The organism is Streptomyces bottropensis ATCC 25435 (genome assembly GCF_000383595.1).
GTDB classification, from domain to species: domain Bacteria; phylum Actinomycetota; class Actinomycetes; order Streptomycetales; family Streptomycetaceae; genus Streptomyces; species Streptomyces bottropensis.
In genome coordinates this window covers 6,767,181-6,782,702 of sequence record NZ_KB911581.1, presented here as the reverse complement: position 1 = coordinate 6,782,702, position 15,522 = coordinate 6,767,181, and the positions used below count along the sequence as shown (strand labels likewise).

The following is a 15,522-nucleotide window of genomic DNA, read 5'->3' as shown; positions in this document are numbered from 1 at the left end:
CCGGCGGTGGGAGATCCCACCGCCGGCTTTCGTCTGTGGCTCAGAAGCGCTCGGGCACTACTTGCAGTTCTGGCCGTTGTTGATGCACTGGACCATCTTGTTCATCGTCTGCTGGTTGAAGAAGTTGATGAAGTCGTTGTGGTCGGTGATCGGCTTGTGCAGGTTCTCCGGGAAGGAGTCGACCGCGTAGGGCTGCACGACCTGGCCGTTCTGGATCTGCGGGGCCGGGACGTTGTAGACCAGGCGGACCTGGAGCTGGGGGATGGCCTGGAAGCCGTTCGAGCAGCTGCCGTCCGCCTCGACGAAGTCGACGTGCGTGCGGTGGTTGGCGCTGTCGATGTTCTTGCCGTCCCAGCAGCTCTGGAAGAAGGACGTCCGCACCACGGAGCTGCCTTGCGGGCAGATCGGGTACTTGTCCGTCACCACACGGTCCTCGAAGCCGGTGCAGCTCCAGTTGGTGTTGGCGTTGTTCAGGCCGTTCACGAAGGCCTTGGCGTCACCGGTGATGATGCGCAGTGCCTGCGGCATCGCGACGACGGGGCCACGCTTGTTGCCGACGAACTTCAGCTGAGCCTGGCTCGGCTCGACGATCTTGCCGACGTTCTTGTCCGCGCCGCCGCCGGGCTTGTTGGCGTCGATGTCGTTCGAGCCGTCCTGGATGCGGATGACCGGCCAGAAGTACGACGACTTGTCGCCCTGGTTCTGGCAGGAGGTCTGCGCGTTGGCCAGGTCCTGGTCGCTCGCGAAGGCGTTGTTGCTCTGGTTGCCCACGTAGTCGTGCTGGTGCTGGGCGCCGTTGCTGACACCCGGGGCGACGATCACGTTGTCCGAGTTGCGCAGCTCGTTCTTGTTGACGCCACAGCTCGTGGTGAAGGTGCCCCGCGAGCCGCCGTTGCCGTTGGCGGCGAGACCGTTGCCGTTCACGCCCTTGGGGCCACCGTTGGGCTGGACCTGGTTGATGTTGATGAAGTCGCCCGCGACCGGGCCGTTGCCGCCCTGGCCGTTGCCACCCTGACCCTGGCCGCCGTTCTGGCCGCCCTGGTTCTGGCCGCCCTGGTTCTGACCCTGGCCGCCCTGGTTCTGGCCGCCCTGGTTCTGACCCTGGCCGCCCTGGTTCTGGCCACCCTGGTTCTGACCCTGGCCCCCGCCGGCGTTGGTCTGAGCCTGGTCACCCTTGCCCTGGCAGGCCGCGAGCTGCGCCATGCCCTGCGGAGCCTGGCCGCCCACGCGCCGGATGTTGATGGCGATCCGGTCGATGGTGGCCGTCCGCTTGGACTTCAGCGGGCCGAGAATGGCGTTGTTGACGAAGTTGGTGTCGCCTGCCTGCGCCTGGCGCGTGTCAGCCAGGCGCTTGTACGCCTCGGTGATCTGCCGGTCCAGCAGCGCCAGCTCCTTGGCGACACCCGCGCGCGCCTTCTTCGGCACGTTCGTCAGCTTCTGGCCGACGTCCGGGCAGGCGATGGTGGCCACCTGGGCGGCCGCCAGCGTCGCGTTGGGCTTGGACTTCGACTCGCCCGCTGAGGCGTAGAAGTTCGCCCAGACCAGGCCGCCGCCCGCGACCGCGAGCGCCGCGGATGCGGCAATGGCCCGAACGGCCAGCGGCGAACGTCGTTTGCGTGTGTTGCGTCCCATGGAACTCCTCTGACTTCCTTGCGGGGCTATCGAGGCGCCCGACAGGAGTGAAGCGGCTCCATCAAGTACGCGGTGCGTCCCAGGAGTGTTCAGGTGACTCAGAAATTGATGAGAGATTCGTGGGACAAACTGGTTTCAACACCCCACACGGCACCGGGAGTTGTCGATCCCCTACGGCGTGTACATGGCGAGGGGGCCTGGCGGAGCCCGTGAAAGGGGGGTTTCGGCGGCTCTGGCCAAGGTGCGCGAGAACCGCCGTCCCCATGCCGGTTTGCCCGGCTAGAGCCCCAGCAGCTTCGCCTCCACCGAGGCGTCCAGTCCCACCGCCGGCCGGTCCGGTCGTCGCGGCGCGACTCCGCCGAGTTCCGTCAGCCACTCCCAAGTGTCCCGTACGGTCTCCTCCACACCCCGGCAACGCAGCCCGTCCCGCAGGGCCCGGGACACGTCCGCCCGGTGCAGCGCGTCGTGCAGGTCGCTCCCCCCGGGCACCCACACCGGCAGCTGCGTCCACGGCTCGATCCCGGCGTCGAGGATCAACTCCGGTGACGTCCAGCGGAGTTCGGCCGAACCGCCGGTCACCCGCACACAGGCGTCCAGCAGTTCGCCCATCGTGGTCGTGCCCGTGGGACCGATCAGGTTGTACGCGCCGCTCGCCCCCTGTTCCGCAGCCCCGAGGATCCAGGCGGCGAGGTCGCGGACGTCGACGTACTGGAGGGGGAGGTCGCGGGGGCCGGGCGCCAGGACCGGTCCGCCCCGGGCGACCCGGGTGAGCCACCAGGGCAGCCGGCCGATGTTCTCGTACGGCCCGAGGATCAGCCCGCTGCGTACGAGGAGCGAGCGGTCGGCGCCGAACGCCTCGACCGCCGCCAGTTCCCCGCCCCGCTTGTCGCGGGCGTAGTCCGTCCCGTCGGCGTCCGGCGACGCGCCGTCCACCAGGGGTGCCCGCTCGTCGTACCCGGCGGCCGGTGGCCAGGCGTACACCGAGCAACTCGACACGTACACATACCGTTCGGCCACGCCGGACAGCAGGCGCGCGGTGTCCCGCACGGCTCGCGGTGCCGCCGACCAGGTGTCGACGACGACGTCCCACCCGCCCCCGCCCCCGCCGGCGCGGGCGTCGGCGAGCGCCGTGAGCCCGTCCGGCGCGGTGCGGTCGCCCAGCAGCGACCGCACCCCGGCCACGGGCGCGTGCCGTCCCCGGTGGAAGACGGTCACCTCCCAGCCGCGGGCCAGTGCCGCCTCCACGACGGCGCGGCCCACGAACTCCGTACCACCCAGCATCAGAAGTCTCATACCGCCGACTCTGCCCGCCGGACGGCCGGTACGGAACGGGAATCTGCTCTCGGAAGATCCGCTCTCGGAAGATCCTCTCGGGAGATCCGCTTTCAGAGGATCGGCCCCGCGACGAGCGCGGTGGCCGTCAACGGGCCAGCGGAGGCGTGTACTTGTACCCGACCCGCCGTACCGTCTGGATCGCCTGGCGGAATTCCGCACCGAGCTTGCGGCGCAGCCGGGCGATGTGGACGTCGACCGTCCGCCCGTCGCCCACATGCCCGTAGCCCCACACCGTGGTGACCAACTGGTCGCGGGTGTGCACCCGGTTGGGGTGCGCGACGAGATGGGCGAGGAGCTCGAACTCCAGATAGGTGAGGTCGAGCGGCCGCCCGCCGACCTCGGCCGTGCGCTGCACGGTGTCGACGCGGACCAGTTCGTCCCCGGCCCCGACGGAACCGGAACCGGAACCGGAACCGGAGACGGGACCCGCGGCGGCGCCCGCGTGGTCGAGAGGGCGCTCGTCCGGGACGGCGAACGGCGGCACCGGCGGCTGCTGGTCGGCCGGCAGGAGCACCAGGTAGCCGACCATCGGCGGCCGGCCCGGAAGCGAGGGCAGGGTGTGCTGGGGGGCGGGGAGCCAGGTGGCGCCCGGCGGCAGGAAGTCCGTGATGTCCACGACCTCGTCCCGGCCCACGGCTCGCAGCCGGTGCCGGGGGGAGGCGCCGGACGCGGGGACGGCGACGGGCGCGGCGCCCGGCGCGGAGGTCAGCGGGGCGGCGGTCGACAGAGAACGGGTGTTCGCCATGAGAGGTCAGCTCTTTCGCGCGAGAGGTTCGTCCGGGAGACCTCGGCGACCGAGCTCGTGGCCGGCCGCGCCGAGGGACGTACGTCGTTCCGCGCCGACCGAAGGCCGGGGTGTACGGCTTTAGAGGGCCGGCGCGTTCGTCGCGCGGCAACACACCCGGTCGAAGTCGTGGTGCTGACGGGAAGGCCAGAAGGGCTCCAGGTCATGGCGACCCGTCACGCGTCGATTCTGGAAGCCGGCCATGGGTTCATTGAAGCAGACACACGCCCGTCGCAGGAGCCTCCTCTCACTGCTTGGACGCTTCTTTGACATCACACCCACGTCGCTGCCGTCACGCACCCGTGCGCCCCGGCCCGGTCCTGGGCGGGCCGGGGACGCCGAAGGGCGCCCACCGGTTCGGTGGACGCCCTTCGGCGAAGCTCGGGCCCGTGCGGCCCGGACGGATCAGACCTGGCCGGCCTTGTCGAGCGCGGTGCAGCAGGTGTCGACGATCAGCCGCGTCACGACATACGGGTCGACGTTGGCGTTCGGGCGGCGGTCCTCGATGTAGCCCTTGCCGTCCTTCTCGACCTGCCACGGGATACGGACCGAGGCGCCACGGTTGGAGACACCGTAGGAGTACTCGTTCCACGGGGCGGTCTCGTGCAGACCGGTCAGGCGGTCGTCGATGCCGGCGCCGTAGTTCTTGACGTGGTCGAGCGGCTTCGAGCCCTCGCCCAGCGACTCGCACGCGGTGATGATCGCCTCGTAGCCCTCGCGCATCGCCTTCGTGGAGAAGTTGGTGTGCGCGCCGGCGCCGTTCCAGTCGCCCTTGACGGGCTTCGGGTCCAGCGTCGCGGAGACGTCGAAGTCCTCGGCGGTGCGGTAGAGCAGCCAGCGGGCCACCCACAGGTGGTCGGAGACCTCCAGCGGGGGGACCGGTCCGACCTGGAACTCCCACTGGCCGGGCATGACCTCGGCGTTGATGCCGGAGATGGCGAGACCGGCCTTCAGGCAGTTCTCCAGGTGGGCCTCGACGATGTCACGGCCGAAGATCTCGTCGGCGCCGACACCGCAGTAGTAGCCGCCCTGGGGGGCCGGGAAGCCGCCGATCGGGAAGCCGAGCGGGCGCTCGCCGTCGAAGAAGGTGTACTCCTGCTCGATGCCGAAGATCGGCTCCTGGGCGGTGAACTTCTCGGCCACCTCGCGCAGCGCGGCACGGGTGTTGGACTCGTGCGGCGTCATGTCGATGTTGAGGACCTCGCAGAGCACGAGGATGTCGTCGCCGCCGCGGATCGGGTCCGGGCAGGAGAAGACAGGCTGGAGCACGCGGTCCGAGGAGTGCCCCTCGGCCTGGTTCGTGGAAGACCCGTCGAAGCCCCAGATCGGCAGCTCCGCACCCTTGGCGTCGTCGGCGAAGATCTTCGTCTTCGAGCGGAGCTTGGCCGTCGGCTCGGTGCCGTCGATCCAGATGTACTCAGCCTTGAAGGTCACGGGACACATCCTTCGGGGTGGGTCACTAGGCGCATGTGCGGGTGCTGCGGCGCTGCGGCACTGAAACGCCGCGCTGATGCCGCGCAGCCTGTCAACACGCGATTTCCCGGCCGTTGCTCGAATGTGAACCCCGTGTTACCTGGAGTCGCTGTGGCGCGACTCACGTCCCGGCGGACGTGTTGGTCGTACGCGCTGGTCGTACCCACTGGCCGTACCCGCGGACGAGGCCGGCCATCGCTGTGCGCGGTGGCCGGCCTCCCGGAGTGCGGTCGCCCTCTCTTCACCTCACCGTTACGAGCGGGCTCACGCCGCCGCCCGGACCGGCGTCACCCCACCTTCTCGATCAGCGCGCGGCGGATCAGGAACTTGCCGGGTTCCCGGACCTGTTCGAAGGCGGCGTTGTTCAGCAGGGCACAACTGCCGGAGACCGAGGTGACCTCGACGGTCGTGGACTTGTTGTTGTCCAGGTTGGTCACCCGCAGCTTCGTGCCGGCCGGGAACTGGTTGCTGGACGCGGCCGGGGCGCCGCCCTCGCCGGAGAGGGTGACGGTGGAGCCGTTGCAGACCTGCTGGCCGGCCCCGGCGTTGCCGGTGTCACCCGCGCCGCCCGTGTTCCCCGCGCCGCCGCCCGTGTTCCCGGCCGCCTCGTCGCCCTGGGGGTCCTGAGCCGACCCCCCGGTCTGCGTGGTCGGCGCGGACGGCTGTGCGGGCGGTGCGGCCTGGGAGCCCTGAGCCGACTCCCCGACCACGCAGTCCGACGCGCCCTGCTGGACCTTGATCTGGGCGATGACCGCCTCGCGGTTGGCGATCCGCGCCGCCGACTGGGCGTCGGGCTTCGCCTTCTGGTCCGCGATGAACCGCTCGTTGTTGCCGAGCGCGGTGGCCAGCCCCTGACAGACACTGGAATCCGCCGCGGTCTGCGCCGCGTTCGACGTGGTCGCCATGGCGAAGGCCCCGCCTCCCGCCACCGCCGCCGCGGTCACGAACAGCGCGACCTTCTTCTTCGTGCCGAGCGTTCTCCTACGCGACATGCGCGCCTCCTGTTCCCGGCGGGCCTTCGGATCGGCCACCGGATCGGACGAGTACGCCGCTACGTACGAGATGTCGAACGAAGCTACTCAACGGTCACAGCAAACCCTCAAGTGACGCACGTCACGCCACGGTTGAGAGCCGGGGCGACCGGGCCACCTGTTACCTGGACAGAGCGTCCCGTACCGCCTCCTCCGTGCGGGCCACCACCGCCGTGCCGTCCTCGGCGGTGATGATGGGCCGTTGGATGAGCCCCGGGTGCTCGGCGAGTGCCGTGACCCAGCGGTCGCGCGAACCCGCGTCCCGCGCCCACCCCTTGAGGCCCAGCTCCTTGGCGGCGGCCTCCTGGGTGCGGGTGACGTCCCACGGTTCGAGCCCGAGCCGGTCGAGTACGGCGCGGATCTCGTCCTCGCTCGGGATGTCCTCCAGGTAGCGGCGGACGGTGTAGTCGGCACCCTCGGCGTCGAGCAGGCTGAGCGCGCTGCGGCACTTGGAACAGGCCGGATTGATCCAGATCTCCATGCCGCCCACGGTAGTCAACCGGTCGCGAAAACTCGTGTTCCACCTGCGCCACAGGACCCCTCAGATGCCTTCTGGCCAGGGGCGATTGTCAGTGCGGAGTAGTAAAATAGAAGCAGTGTTCGAGGGTTGCCGACGGGGGATTCCGGCGGTGCCCAGACCGCGACAGGAGGATGTCCGTGCCCGCTGCCGCACTGAAGTCCAAGCCGCTGCCCACCCAGTCGACCGTCCAGCATCCCGTCCTGCTCGATCTCCCGTACGAGCCGGTGGTCAAGCACACGCTCCCGCCGGGCCGTCCGCGTGAGTGGTACATCACCCACAACCGGCGCCTGAAGGCCATGCGCCTCGCGATCGCCCTGCTCGACTCCGGCGTCCACATGCCGAACCAGGCGCGCAACGAGACGATCCGGAGCACGGCGGAGGTCATCGGCGTGCATCCGCCGTCGGACACCACGTGCCACATGGTGCGGGCGCTGATGCGCTACAGCCGCTAGTGCGGTGGGGGCGGTCGGCGCGGTGTACCGCGCGACCGCCCCGTCGATCCGCCGAGGAAAGCCGAGGGGTTCACCGGGAATGGGCGATCTCCGGCCGCCAGGGTTGGCCGGAGATCGCTCTAGCCCTGCCCGTCCGGGCTCCATACGATGCGGTCGCCCCCCGGTCTTCACAGCTGTTTCACAGACTGCGCTCGCGCGGTCCGTGGCGTCGCAGGCCGTGGGGTTCTCGCACCTGTCTATTGACATGTGCATGACTCTGATGGGAGAACCCCCCATGGTTCGTGGTCTCCTCCTGGGCGGCGCCGTAGCCGCCCTGTTCGCCAGTGCGCTTCCCGCGCAGGCCGAGTCCCCCTTCGAGGACCCGCCCCCGGACAAGATCATCATCAAGGTCGCCACGGTGAACGGCTCCGGCTGTCCCCAGGGCACGGCCGCGGTCGCCGTCTCACCGGACAACACCGCGTTCACGGTGACCTACAGCGACTACCTCGCCCAGGTCGGCGGTGGCGCCCCGTCCACCGCGTTCCGCAAGAACTGCCAGCTCAACCTGATCGTCCATGTGCCCGGTGGCTTCACCTACGCCATCGCCAGCGTCGACTACCGCGGCTTCGCCTCTCTCGCGCGCGGCGCGAGCGGCGTCGAGAAGGCCTCGTACTACTTCCAGGGCTCCCCGGACACGGCCTCCAGGACCCACACGTTCAGCGGCCCGAAGGAGGACAACTGGCAGGCCACGGACGAGACCGACTGGGCCCAGCTGGTGTGGGCGCCCTGTGGGATGGAGCGCAACTTCAACATCAACACCGAGCTGAGGGTCAACCGGGGGTCGTCGCCGGCCAGCAGCACGAGTTTCATGACCATGGACTCGACGGACGGTGACATCAGCACGATCTATCACCTGGCCTGGAAGCAGTGCCCCTCGGAGTGAGCCGGTTGCCGGGTGCCCCCTGCTTCTGGGGTACCCGGCGCTTTGTGTGGGCGGGGGAGGGCCGGGTTTCGTCCGTGGGTGGTGGCGCAGCCCCTGCTTTTCAGGAGCGCGGGGAACTGCGAGAGCAACCACGACGCACCCGCACCCGCCGACGCATCGCATCCGCCCTCTCCGACGCACCCGCCCTCTCCGACGCACCCGCCCCCACCAACGTACGAACAGCCCCCCCACCCCGGCCCGCGCACCCGCATCACATCAATTCCTTCTCCAGCGGCGTCCGAAAGCGCGGTGTGACCCGGGTGTCACCCACCCACCCCCGCAGCCGCGCAGCCTCCGCACGGATCGCCGTCTCGGCCTCCCGCCCCACCCCCTCCGTGTCGAGCAGCCGCCACACGACCTCCCCGTCGGACCGCTGGGCCCAGCCGCCGATCACCCGGCCGTTCCACCACACCGTCGGCCCGACGTTGCCGCTGTAGTCGAACAGGGCCGGCCGGAGTTCGGGGGCGAGATACCAGTCGCGTTGCCGCCAGCCCATCGCCGTCGGATCGAGGGCGGGCACAAGGGCGGCCCAGGGCTCGCCGGGGTCGGAAACCGGCTCCTCGTCCTCGGCGGTCACATACCCCGTCCCCTCGTCCAGCGCCACGACTCGCGCCGCGATCGCCGCCAGCGCCCGGCGGACCTCGGTGACACGCCACCCCGTCCACCACTTCAGATCCGCCTCGGTCGCCGGGCCGCAGGCCGCCAACCACCGGCCCAGCAGGGACGCCTGGGCCTGCGCCACATCCAGCTCCGGATGCGCGGGGGCCACGGCCCACCGGAACTGGCTCGACGTCCAGGAGCCCAGCGGCCGCCCCCGCACGACCCTGCCCTCCACCCCCAGCACCCTCAGCAGCCGCGTCGAGACGGTGTGCGTCCCCTCGTAACTCTTCCCGGCCGCGTACGCGAACCGCTCCCGCAACCTCGGTTCGTCCTCGGCGAGTTCGGCCGCGGTCGCCTGGCCCCGGCGGGCCAGCGCGGCCAGCGCCGACTCCTCGACCTCCTTCAGCCAGGCCGCGTCCGGCGCCCCGGCCGCGGCCATGTCCTTCAGCAGCGCCGCCCGCTCCCTCGCGGCGACCGTGATACCGGTCGAGGCGTGCACCACGGCGGTCAGCTCGGTCGGGAACACGAACACGGTGTGCCGCATACCGTGCATCCGGACCAGCGAGCGGTCCACGTACAGCGCCCGCTCGGTCTCGGCCACCGTCCGCCCGGGATCGGCGAGCCGCGCGCCCACCGCGAGCGGCACCGTCGCGGGATCCGAGCCGTGCAGGGCCACCAGGGAATCAGCCACCTCCTCCGGCCCCGCCGCCCGCACGGATCCGGCCAACCGCTGCCGCAGCCCCAGCCGCACCCGCCGCTCGGCCACCCCGACATACCGCTGCCGCCCGTCAGCCATGCCCACCGCCTCACCCTCACACCGCGCCCGGCATCCGGAGCGCCGACCGCGCCGGAACACCCGACGCAATCCTTCCGGACGCCACTGACAATCGGACGCCCCAGCGCCCGGCCCCGCCCGGCTACCGGAATTCATTCGCAGTGCATCGGCCTTCAGGCCGGTGGTGAAGCGAATCTGATGGTGGCGACGCGGAGCGTCGCGGATTCAGGTCCGGCGGAGCCGGACGGTGTTCACACCGGCCGGTTCTGCTGTTCGATGTACTGCCTGACCACGCTGAGCGGGGCGCCGCCGACCGTTCCGGCGAAGTAGGAGCCGGACCACAGCTTGTTGGCCCTCCAGTAGTGGCGTACCAGGTCGGGGAACTCCTGGCGCAGGCGGCGGGAGGAGACGCCCTTGAGGGAGTTGACCAGTTTGGTCACGGCGACTTTGGGCGGGAAGTTCACCAGCAGGTGGACGTAGTTGTCCTCACCGTTGAACTCCACCAGCTCGCATTCGAAGTCCGTACACACCGACCGCATGATCTCTTCCATACGCCTCAAGTGGGCATCGGCGAACACGCTGTGCCGGAACTTGGTCACGAAGACCAAGTGGACGTGCATCACGAAAGCACAGTGCCTGCCAGTTCTGATCTTCTGCATCTCGCCCATAACCCAAGTATGTATCGTGATGGTCATGCAGCTCCGGTACTCCTTCAGGTTGTACCCGGACACCGGCCAGCAGAGGGCATTGGCGAGGGCGTTCGGGTGTGCTCGTGTCGTGTTCAACGACGCGGTCCGCGCCCGTGAGAAGGCCAGAACGGCCAAGCAGCCGTTCCCCAAGGCCGCAGAGCTGTCGAAGAGGCTGATCACCGAGGCGAAGCAGACGGTGGAGCGGTCCTGGCTGGGCGAGGTCTCCGCGGTGGTGCTCCAGCAGTCCCTGCGGGACGTCGAGACTGCGTACCGCAATTTCTTCGCCTCCCTCAAGGGCGATCGCAAGGGCCCGAAACTGGGCGTACCCCGGCACAAGTCCCGCAAGGACGCCCGGCAGTCGATCCGGTTCACCTCCAACGCCCGCTGGAAGATCACCGGCAGCGGCCGTCTGGACCTGCCGAAGATCGGTGCGGTGAAGGTGAAGTGGTCCCGCACCCTGCCCACCACCCCCACTTCCGTCACCGTCGTCAAGGACGCGGCCGGGCGGTACTTCGCCTCCTTCGTCGTCGACACCGACCCCGCGGCCGATGCCACCCGGATGCCCGACACCGACCAGAACATCGGCATCGACTTGGGCCTGACGCATTTCGCCGTCCTGTCCGACGGCACGAAGATCAACTCCCCGCGGTTCCTGCGCCGGGCGGAGAAGAAGCTGAAGAAGGCCCAGCGGGAACTGTCCCGCAAGCAGAAGGGATCGAAGAACCGCGCCAAGGCCCGCTTGAAAGTCGCTCGCGCCCATGCCGAGGTCACCGACGCCCGCAAAGAGTTCCACCACCAGATCTCCACCCGGCTGATCTCCGAGAACCAAGGAATCGCCGTGGAAAGTCTGTCGGTGGCAGGACTGGCGCGTACCCGGCTGGCCAAGTCCGTGCACGACGCAGGATGGTCCTCGTTCGTCAGCATGCTGGAGTACAAAGCGGTCCGGTACGGCCGGACCCTGGTCACGATCGGCCGGTTCGAGCCGACCTCCCAGACCTGCTCCACCTGCGGTGTCAAGGACGGACCTAAACCCCTGAACATCCGGGAATGGACCTGTGCCGCCTGCGGCGCCGTCCATGACCGGGACACCAACGCCGCGATCAACGTCAAAACGGCCGCCGGACTGGCGGTATCGGCCTGCGGAGCGCCGGTAAGACCAGGAGCGATCCCGGCACAGCGCGAAGAAACAGGAAGCCACGGATTCCCGACCGGAAACCGTGCCGCGTAGCGGCACGGCAACCAGCCGAGAAGGCCAGAATCTTCGCCCTTCAGGGCGAAGAGCAAGTCAAGCGTACCGCTCCAGCACCCCGCCCACGTACCCCTCCAGCCGAGCCCCCAGGACCTCCGGCGTCAGATCCGTCCGCCCCAGCTCCCGCCAGGGCACCGCGAGCTTCTCCGCGTCCGGGGCGTAGCCCAGTGCGTCCAGCAGCCGCCAGTACACGTGGTCCTGGTCCACGGCCGGCCGACGCCCGCCCCGCGCCTCGTACCGCTCCCTGAATCCGAGCCCGTGCTCCACCCCGTACAACAACGCCAGGGCGGTCGAACAGTGCGCCACATCGAGGTCCGCCGGCCCCCACGAGGTCTCGACCCAGTCCACGACCCCGCTGACCCGAAGACCACCGCCCGCCCCGTCACCCGTACCCGTGAAGAGGACGTTCCCGGGATGGAAGTCCCGGTGCAGGAAGCACCCTTCGTACGCGGGTGCCTCCCGCCGGATCACCTCCACCGCCCGCTCCCACAGCGCACCGCCCGGCGTGCTGACCCGCTCGGGCGAGGTCCAGGCCTGGTACGTGCGGGGCCGTCGCTCCGGTACGACCGCGTGGATGCGGGCGAGCTGCCCGGCGAGCAGATCCAGCCGCGCCTCCAGGTCCGCGTCCTGCGCCATCCGCAACGATCCCGGCAGCAGGGACATCAACAGCGAGGGGTGGTCGGCGAGTTCGGCGGTCGGGTCGACGGCGTGCAGGCGTGGAGCGGGAATGCCGTCGTACGAGGCGAGCAGCGTGAGGATCTCGGCCTCACGGTTCAGCAGCCCCGGAGCGTGCAGCCGGAAGAACGGTTTCACGAACGACCGCAGGACGAGCCCCGTCCCGTCGTCGAGCGTCAGCCCGCGCATCCGGGAGGTCCAACCACCCCGCAGATCCGTCCAGTTCCGTACGGTGCGGCCCTCCGGGAGCCGCTCGGCCACCCATGCCCGGGTCGCGGCCCACTCATGATCATCCGATGCCATGGACCCAGCATCCCCGACGCACCCCGGCCGTTCCCCGATAAATGGGATGCCCTCGCACCCGCCACACCATCATCCTGGACACGCGCAGCGAAGCCCCTCGGACACCGGCCCCGCGCAAGGCGGGCATCACTTCCCGGCGCCAGGGCTACTCTTCCCCGCACAGTCATCACCCACGCCACGCCCCGAGGAGTCCCGTCATGGGCACCTTGATCCTCTCGGCGACCGCGGTTCTGGTCGTCATGGGTTTCTCCAACCAAGTCCTCTGGCTGGCCGCCGTCGCCCTGCTCTACCTGTACGTCCGCCACGGCCGCACAGGGGGAGGTTCGGCGGCCTCCTCGTCGGGCTCCCCGGCAGGCGGCGGCCCGGCCCAGCCCGGCTCCTACCGCGCGTACCGCGATCGCCGTGACCAGCAGGCGAGGTGGGAGCGCCGCTACCGCCGCGAACGGCCGCTCGCGACCCGTCGACAGGACCGCGACAAGGGCGGCAGGTAGCGCGGCCGGGGCTCGCCTCGGCCGCGCCACCACACCCGCTCAGTACGACGACCGGTAGTTGATGTAGCCGATCAGCGCGATGAGCCCCGCCACGCAGCCGAAGACGATCAGCGTCGACACCCACGAGGACCGGCGCGGTCCGGCCGGGCCGGGGTCGGCGCGGAAGGGCTGGGGCGCGGGAGGGTTCTCCTTCCAGCGGGCGGCGAGCATCCGGGCCCGGGCCGAGGGCTCCTTGTGCTCGGCGCCGTCCGCCCACTTGATGTCGAACTCCCGCTCCTGGTCGTCCTGTTCGGGCATCCCCGTGCCTCCCCCGTCATTCATCGAACAGTTGTGGCAGAACAATACGACGGCGCCCCCGTCCCGAAAAGCGGGAACGGGGGCGCCGTCGCACGACTCAGCGGCCGACCGGAACCGCACGCCTACGGCGCGGGCTCACGGGCTCGATCACACGTCGAAGTACAGCTCGAACTCGTGCGGGTGCGGACGCAGCTGCAGCGGGGCGATCTCGTTGGTGCGCTTGTAGTCGATCCACGTCTCGATCAGGTCCGGCGTGAAGACGTCGCCCTGGAGAAGGAACTCGTGGTCGCGCTCCAGCGAGTCGAGGACGGCCGGGAGCGAGGTCGGGACCTGCGGGACGCCCGCGTGCTCCTCGGGCGCCAGCTCGTAGAGGTCCTTGTCGATCGGCTCGGCCGGCTCGATCTTGTTCTTGACGCCGTCCAGGCCCGCGAGGAGCAGGGCCGAGAAGGCGAGGTACGGGTTGCCGGAGGAGTCGGGCGCGCGGAACTCCACGCGCTTCGCCTTCGGGTTCGAACCCGTGATCGGGATACGCATGGCGGCGGAGCGGTTGCGCTGCGAGTAGACCAGGTTGACCGGGGCCTCGAAGCCCGGAACCAGGCGGTGGTACGAGTTCACCGTCGGGTTGGTGAAGGCCAGCAGCGACGGGGCGTGCTTGAGGATGCCGCCGATGTAGTAGCGGGCCATGTCCGACAGACCCGCGTACCCGGCCTCGTCGTAGAAGAGCGGCGAGCCGCCCGCCCACAGCGACTGGTGGACGTGCATGCCCGAGCCGTTGTCACCGAAGATCGGCTTCGGCATGAAGGTCGCGGTCTTGCCGTTGCGCCAGGCCACGTTCTTCACGATGTACTTGAAGAGCTGGAGGTCGTCGGCCGCGGCGAGCAGCGTGTTGAACTTGTAGTTGATCTCGGCCTGGCCGGCGGTGCCCACCTCGTGGTGCTGGCGCTCGACCTGGAGGCCGGACTTGGCCAGCTCCAGGGAGATCTCGGCACGCAGGTCGGCGAAGTGGTCGACCGGCGGGGTCGGGAAGTAACCGCCCTTGTAGCGGACCTTGTAACCGCGGTTGTCCTCCAGCGCACCGGTGTTCCAGGCGCCCGCCTCGGAGTCGATGTGGTAGAAGGACTCGTTCTCCGAGGTCTTGAAGCGCACGCTGTCGAAGACGTAGAACTCGGCCTCGGGGCCGAAGTACGCGGTGTCGGCGATGCCGGTGGACGCGAGGTACGCCTCGGCCTTCTTCGCCACGTTGCGCGGGTCACGGGAGTACTGCTCGCCCGTGATCGGGTCGTGGATGAAGAAGTTGATGTTGACCGTCTTGTCGCGGCGGAAGGGGTCGACGCGCGCGGTGGACAGGTCGGCGCGGAGCGCCATGTCGGACTCGTGGATGGCCTGGAAGCCGCGGATCGAGGAGCCGTCGAACGCGAGCTCCTCGGCCGGGTCGAAGGCCTCGGCCGGGATCGTGAAGTGCTGCATCACACCCGGCAGGTCGCAGAAGCGGACATCGACGAACTTGACGTCCTCGTCCGCGATGTACTTCTTGGCCTCGTCGGCGTTCTGGAACATCCAGCTCCTCCTACTCCCGACGTCACCTGCCGGGGTGGTAGTTCGTTCGTGCTGCCAGTGCGGTGGCACACGCTGTTCTCGACACTAGGGACGGGTGATTTCTCGTACGTGACCCATTTGTTTCGCACAAGTTAACCGGACATCCCGCCCCGCACCCCACCTGTCCGTATGGCAAAACGCTCGCAGTACGGTGGACGCGTGGACAAGAGGCAAGCACTCGGATCGTGGCTCTCCGGCCCCCGCAGCGCGGCGGAGGACGCCGGGGTCGACTTCGGATACAGGGGAGAACAGCTCGGTCTGCCGGAGGAGGGACCCGGCTCCATCGCCCGCCCCGGCCGCCGTCTCGGCGCCCTCGCCGTCGACTGGGGCCTGTGCCTCTTGATCGCATACGGCCTGATCACCGACGGCTACGACCAGGCCACGAGCAACTGGGCCCTGCTCATCTTCTTCCTGCTCCACGCCCTCACCCTGGGCACGGTCGGCTTCACCCCGGGCAAGCGCCTCTTCGGCCTCCGTGTGGTCGCCCAGGACGTCGGCACCGTCAACCCGTGGCGCGCGCTCGTCCGTACGGTCCTGCTCTGCCTCGCCATCCCGGCCCTGGTCTGGGACCGCGACGGCCGCGGCCTGCACGACCGGCTGGCGCGCACGGTGGAGGTGCGGATCTAGCGCGAGGTGCGGATCTAGCGCTGGGACGAGGG

General features: G+C 69.5%; 16 protein-coding genes. 5 read left to right on the top strand and 11 right to left on the bottom strand.

Features of this window, described 5'->3' with window-relative positions:
* Positions 1–57: 57 nt before the first annotated feature.
* From STRBO_RS0130235 to STRBO_RS0130210, 6 genes are all read right to left on the bottom strand, one after another.
* The gene (locus tag STRBO_RS0130235; protein ID WP_020115291.1) at positions 58–1,632 is read right to left on the bottom strand and encodes a DUF1996 domain-containing protein; all 1,575 of its coding nucleotides are present in this window, start codon (positions 1,630–1,632) and stop codon (positions 58–60) included.
* 279 nt (positions 1,633–1,911) lie between these two features.
* On the bottom strand, positions 1,912–2,925 hold the full coding sequence (locus STRBO_RS0130230; RefSeq protein ID WP_202498797.1) for an SDR family oxidoreductase: 1,014 nt from the start codon (positions 2,923–2,925) through the stop codon (positions 1,912–1,914).
* A 127-nt stretch (positions 2,926–3,052) separates the two neighbouring features.
* Positions 3,053–3,712 carry a winged helix-turn-helix domain-containing protein gene (locus STRBO_RS0130225; protein WP_005478426.1) on the bottom strand — a complete coding sequence of 220 codons (660 nt, stop codon included), beginning with the start codon at positions 3,710–3,712 and terminating at the stop codon, positions 3,053–3,055.
* Between the two features lie 444 nt (positions 3,713–4,156).
* Positions 4,157–5,185 (bottom strand): glutamine synthetase, encoded by a 1,029-nt coding sequence (gene glnII / locus STRBO_RS0130220; protein ID WP_005478423.1) that lies wholly within the window; start codon positions 5,183–5,185, stop codon positions 4,157–4,159.
* 326 nt (positions 5,186–5,511) lie between these two features.
* Entirely contained in the window at positions 5,512–6,216 is a 705-nt protein-coding gene (locus STRBO_RS0130215; RefSeq protein ID WP_020115290.1) for an RlpA-like double-psi beta-barrel domain-containing protein, read from the bottom strand.
* A 160-nt stretch (positions 6,217–6,376) separates the two neighbouring features.
* Positions 6,377–6,736, bottom strand: coding sequence for an arsenate reductase family protein (locus tag STRBO_RS0130210; RefSeq protein ID WP_020115289.1), 360 nt, complete (start codon positions 6,734–6,736; stop codon positions 6,377–6,379).
* 176 nt (positions 6,737–6,912) lie between these two features.
* Here STRBO_RS0130210 and STRBO_RS0130205 point away from each other — a divergent pair, with 176 nt between their 5' ends.
* Together STRBO_RS0130205 and STRBO_RS0130200 are read left to right on the top strand one after the other, a co-directional pair.
* Positions 6,913–7,227 (top strand): hypothetical protein, encoded by a 315-nt coding sequence (locus STRBO_RS0130205; protein WP_028796925.1) that lies wholly within the window; start codon positions 6,913–6,915, stop codon positions 7,225–7,227.
* Positions 7,228–7,501: 274 nt separating this feature from the next.
* Positions 7,502–8,149 carry a DUF4360 domain-containing protein gene (locus STRBO_RS0130200; protein ID WP_005478415.1) on the top strand — a complete coding sequence of 216 codons (648 nt, stop codon included), beginning with the start codon at positions 7,502–7,504 and terminating at the stop codon, positions 8,147–8,149.
* 250 nt (positions 8,150–8,399) lie between these two features.
* On the opposite strand, the gene STRBO_RS0130195 is transcribed toward STRBO_RS0130200, so the two are convergent.
* Both STRBO_RS0130195 and tnpA read right to left on the bottom strand, forming a co-directional pair.
* Complete coding sequence (locus STRBO_RS0130195) at positions 8,400–9,584, bottom strand: winged helix DNA-binding domain-containing protein (RefSeq protein ID WP_020115288.1); 1,185 nt, start codon at positions 9,582–9,584, stop codon at positions 8,400–8,402.
* Between the two features lie 230 nt (positions 9,585–9,814).
* Positions 9,815–10,231: an IS200/IS605 family transposase gene (gene tnpA / locus STRBO_RS0130190; RefSeq protein ID WP_005478412.1), complete on the bottom strand. Its 417-nt coding sequence runs from the start codon at positions 10,229–10,231 to the stop codon at positions 9,815–9,817.
* A gap of 25 nt (positions 10,232–10,256) precedes the next feature.
* Here tnpA and STRBO_RS0130185 point away from each other — a divergent pair, with 25 nt between their 5' ends.
* Positions 10,257–11,480 (top strand): RNA-guided endonuclease InsQ/TnpB family protein, encoded by a 1,224-nt coding sequence (locus STRBO_RS0130185; RefSeq protein ID WP_028796924.1) that lies wholly within the window; start codon positions 10,257–10,259, stop codon positions 11,478–11,480.
* Between the two features lie 57 nt (positions 11,481–11,537).
* Here STRBO_RS0130185 and STRBO_RS0130180 read toward each other — a convergent pair whose 3' ends face one another.
* Positions 11,538–12,479, bottom strand: a complete 942-nt coding sequence (locus tag STRBO_RS0130180) for a phosphotransferase family protein (RefSeq protein WP_202498795.1) — start codon at positions 12,477–12,479, stop codon at positions 11,538–11,540.
* A 197-nt stretch (positions 12,480–12,676) separates the two neighbouring features.
* Here STRBO_RS0130180 and STRBO_RS0130175 point away from each other — a divergent pair, with 197 nt between their 5' ends.
* A complete protein-coding gene (locus tag STRBO_RS0130175) occupies positions 12,677–12,970 on the top strand; it encodes a hypothetical protein (RefSeq protein ID WP_005478409.1) in 294 nt (97 codons plus the stop codon).
* Between the two features lie 39 nt (positions 12,971–13,009).
* Here STRBO_RS0130175 and STRBO_RS0130170 read toward each other — a convergent pair whose 3' ends face one another.
* Together STRBO_RS0130170 and glnA are read right to left on the bottom strand one after the other, a co-directional pair.
* Positions 13,010–13,267, bottom strand: coding sequence for an SCO2583/SCO2584 N-terminal domain-containing protein (locus tag STRBO_RS0130170; protein WP_005478408.1), 258 nt, complete (start codon positions 13,265–13,267; stop codon positions 13,010–13,012).
* Between the two features lie 147 nt (positions 13,268–13,414).
* Entirely contained in the window at positions 13,415–14,824 is a 1,410-nt protein-coding gene (gene glnA, locus STRBO_RS0130165) for a type I glutamate--ammonia ligase (RefSeq protein WP_005478407.1), read from the bottom strand.
* Positions 14,825–15,022: 198 nt separating this feature from the next.
* Between glnA and STRBO_RS0130160 the strand changes: the two genes are divergently transcribed.
* Complete coding sequence (locus STRBO_RS0130160; RefSeq protein WP_005478406.1) at positions 15,023–15,490, top strand: RDD family protein; 468 nt, start codon at positions 15,023–15,025, stop codon at positions 15,488–15,490.
* The last annotated feature ends 32 nt before the right edge of the window (positions 15,491–15,522 follow it).

Bases quoted from the DNA above. Each gene is read 5' to 3' on its own strand.
- STRBO_RS0130185 (WP_028796924.1), top strand. From the start codon at position 10,257: ATGCAGCTCCGGTACTCCTTCAGGTTGTACCCGGACACCGGCCAGCAG.
- STRBO_RS0130170 (WP_005478408.1), bottom strand. From the start codon at position 13,267: ATGCCCGAACAGGACGACCAGGAGCGGGAGTTCGACATCAAGTGGGCG.
- STRBO_RS0130200 (WP_005478415.1), top strand. From the start codon at position 7,502: ATGGTTCGTGGTCTCCTCCTGGGCGGCGCCGTAGCCGCCCTGTTCGCC.
- glnA (WP_005478407.1), bottom strand. From the start codon at position 14,824: ATGTTCCAGAACGCCGACGAGGCCAAGAAGTACATCGCGGACGAGGAC.
- STRBO_RS0130210 (WP_020115289.1), bottom strand. From the start codon at position 6,736: ATGGAGATCTGGATCAATCCGGCCTGTTCCAAGTGCCGCAGCGCGCTC.
- STRBO_RS0130195 (WP_020115288.1), bottom strand. From the start codon at position 9,584: ATGGCTGACGGGCGGCAGCGGTATGTCGGGGTGGCCGAGCGGCGGGTG.
- tnpA (WP_005478412.1), bottom strand. From the start codon at position 10,231: ATGGGCGAGATGCAGAAGATCAGAACTGGCAGGCACTGTGCTTTCGTG.
- STRBO_RS0130230 (WP_202498797.1), bottom strand. From the start codon at position 2,925: ATGAGACTTCTGATGCTGGGTGGTACGGAGTTCGTGGGCCGCGCCGTC.
- STRBO_RS0130225 (WP_005478426.1), bottom strand. From the start codon at position 3,712: ATGGCGAACACCCGTTCTCTGTCGACCGCCGCCCCGCTGACCTCCGCG.
- STRBO_RS0130215 (WP_020115290.1), bottom strand. From the start codon at position 6,216: ATGTCGCGTAGGAGAACGCTCGGCACGAAGAAGAAGGTCGCGCTGTTC.
- STRBO_RS0130235 (WP_020115291.1), bottom strand. From the start codon at position 1,632: ATGGGACGCAACACACGCAAACGACGTTCGCCGCTGGCCGTTCGGGCC.
- STRBO_RS0130180 (WP_202498795.1), bottom strand. From the start codon at position 12,479: ATGGCATCGGATGATCATGAGTGGGCCGCGACCCGGGCATGGGTGGCC.
- STRBO_RS0130175 (WP_005478409.1), top strand. From the start codon at position 12,677: ATGGGCACCTTGATCCTCTCGGCGACCGCGGTTCTGGTCGTCATGGGT.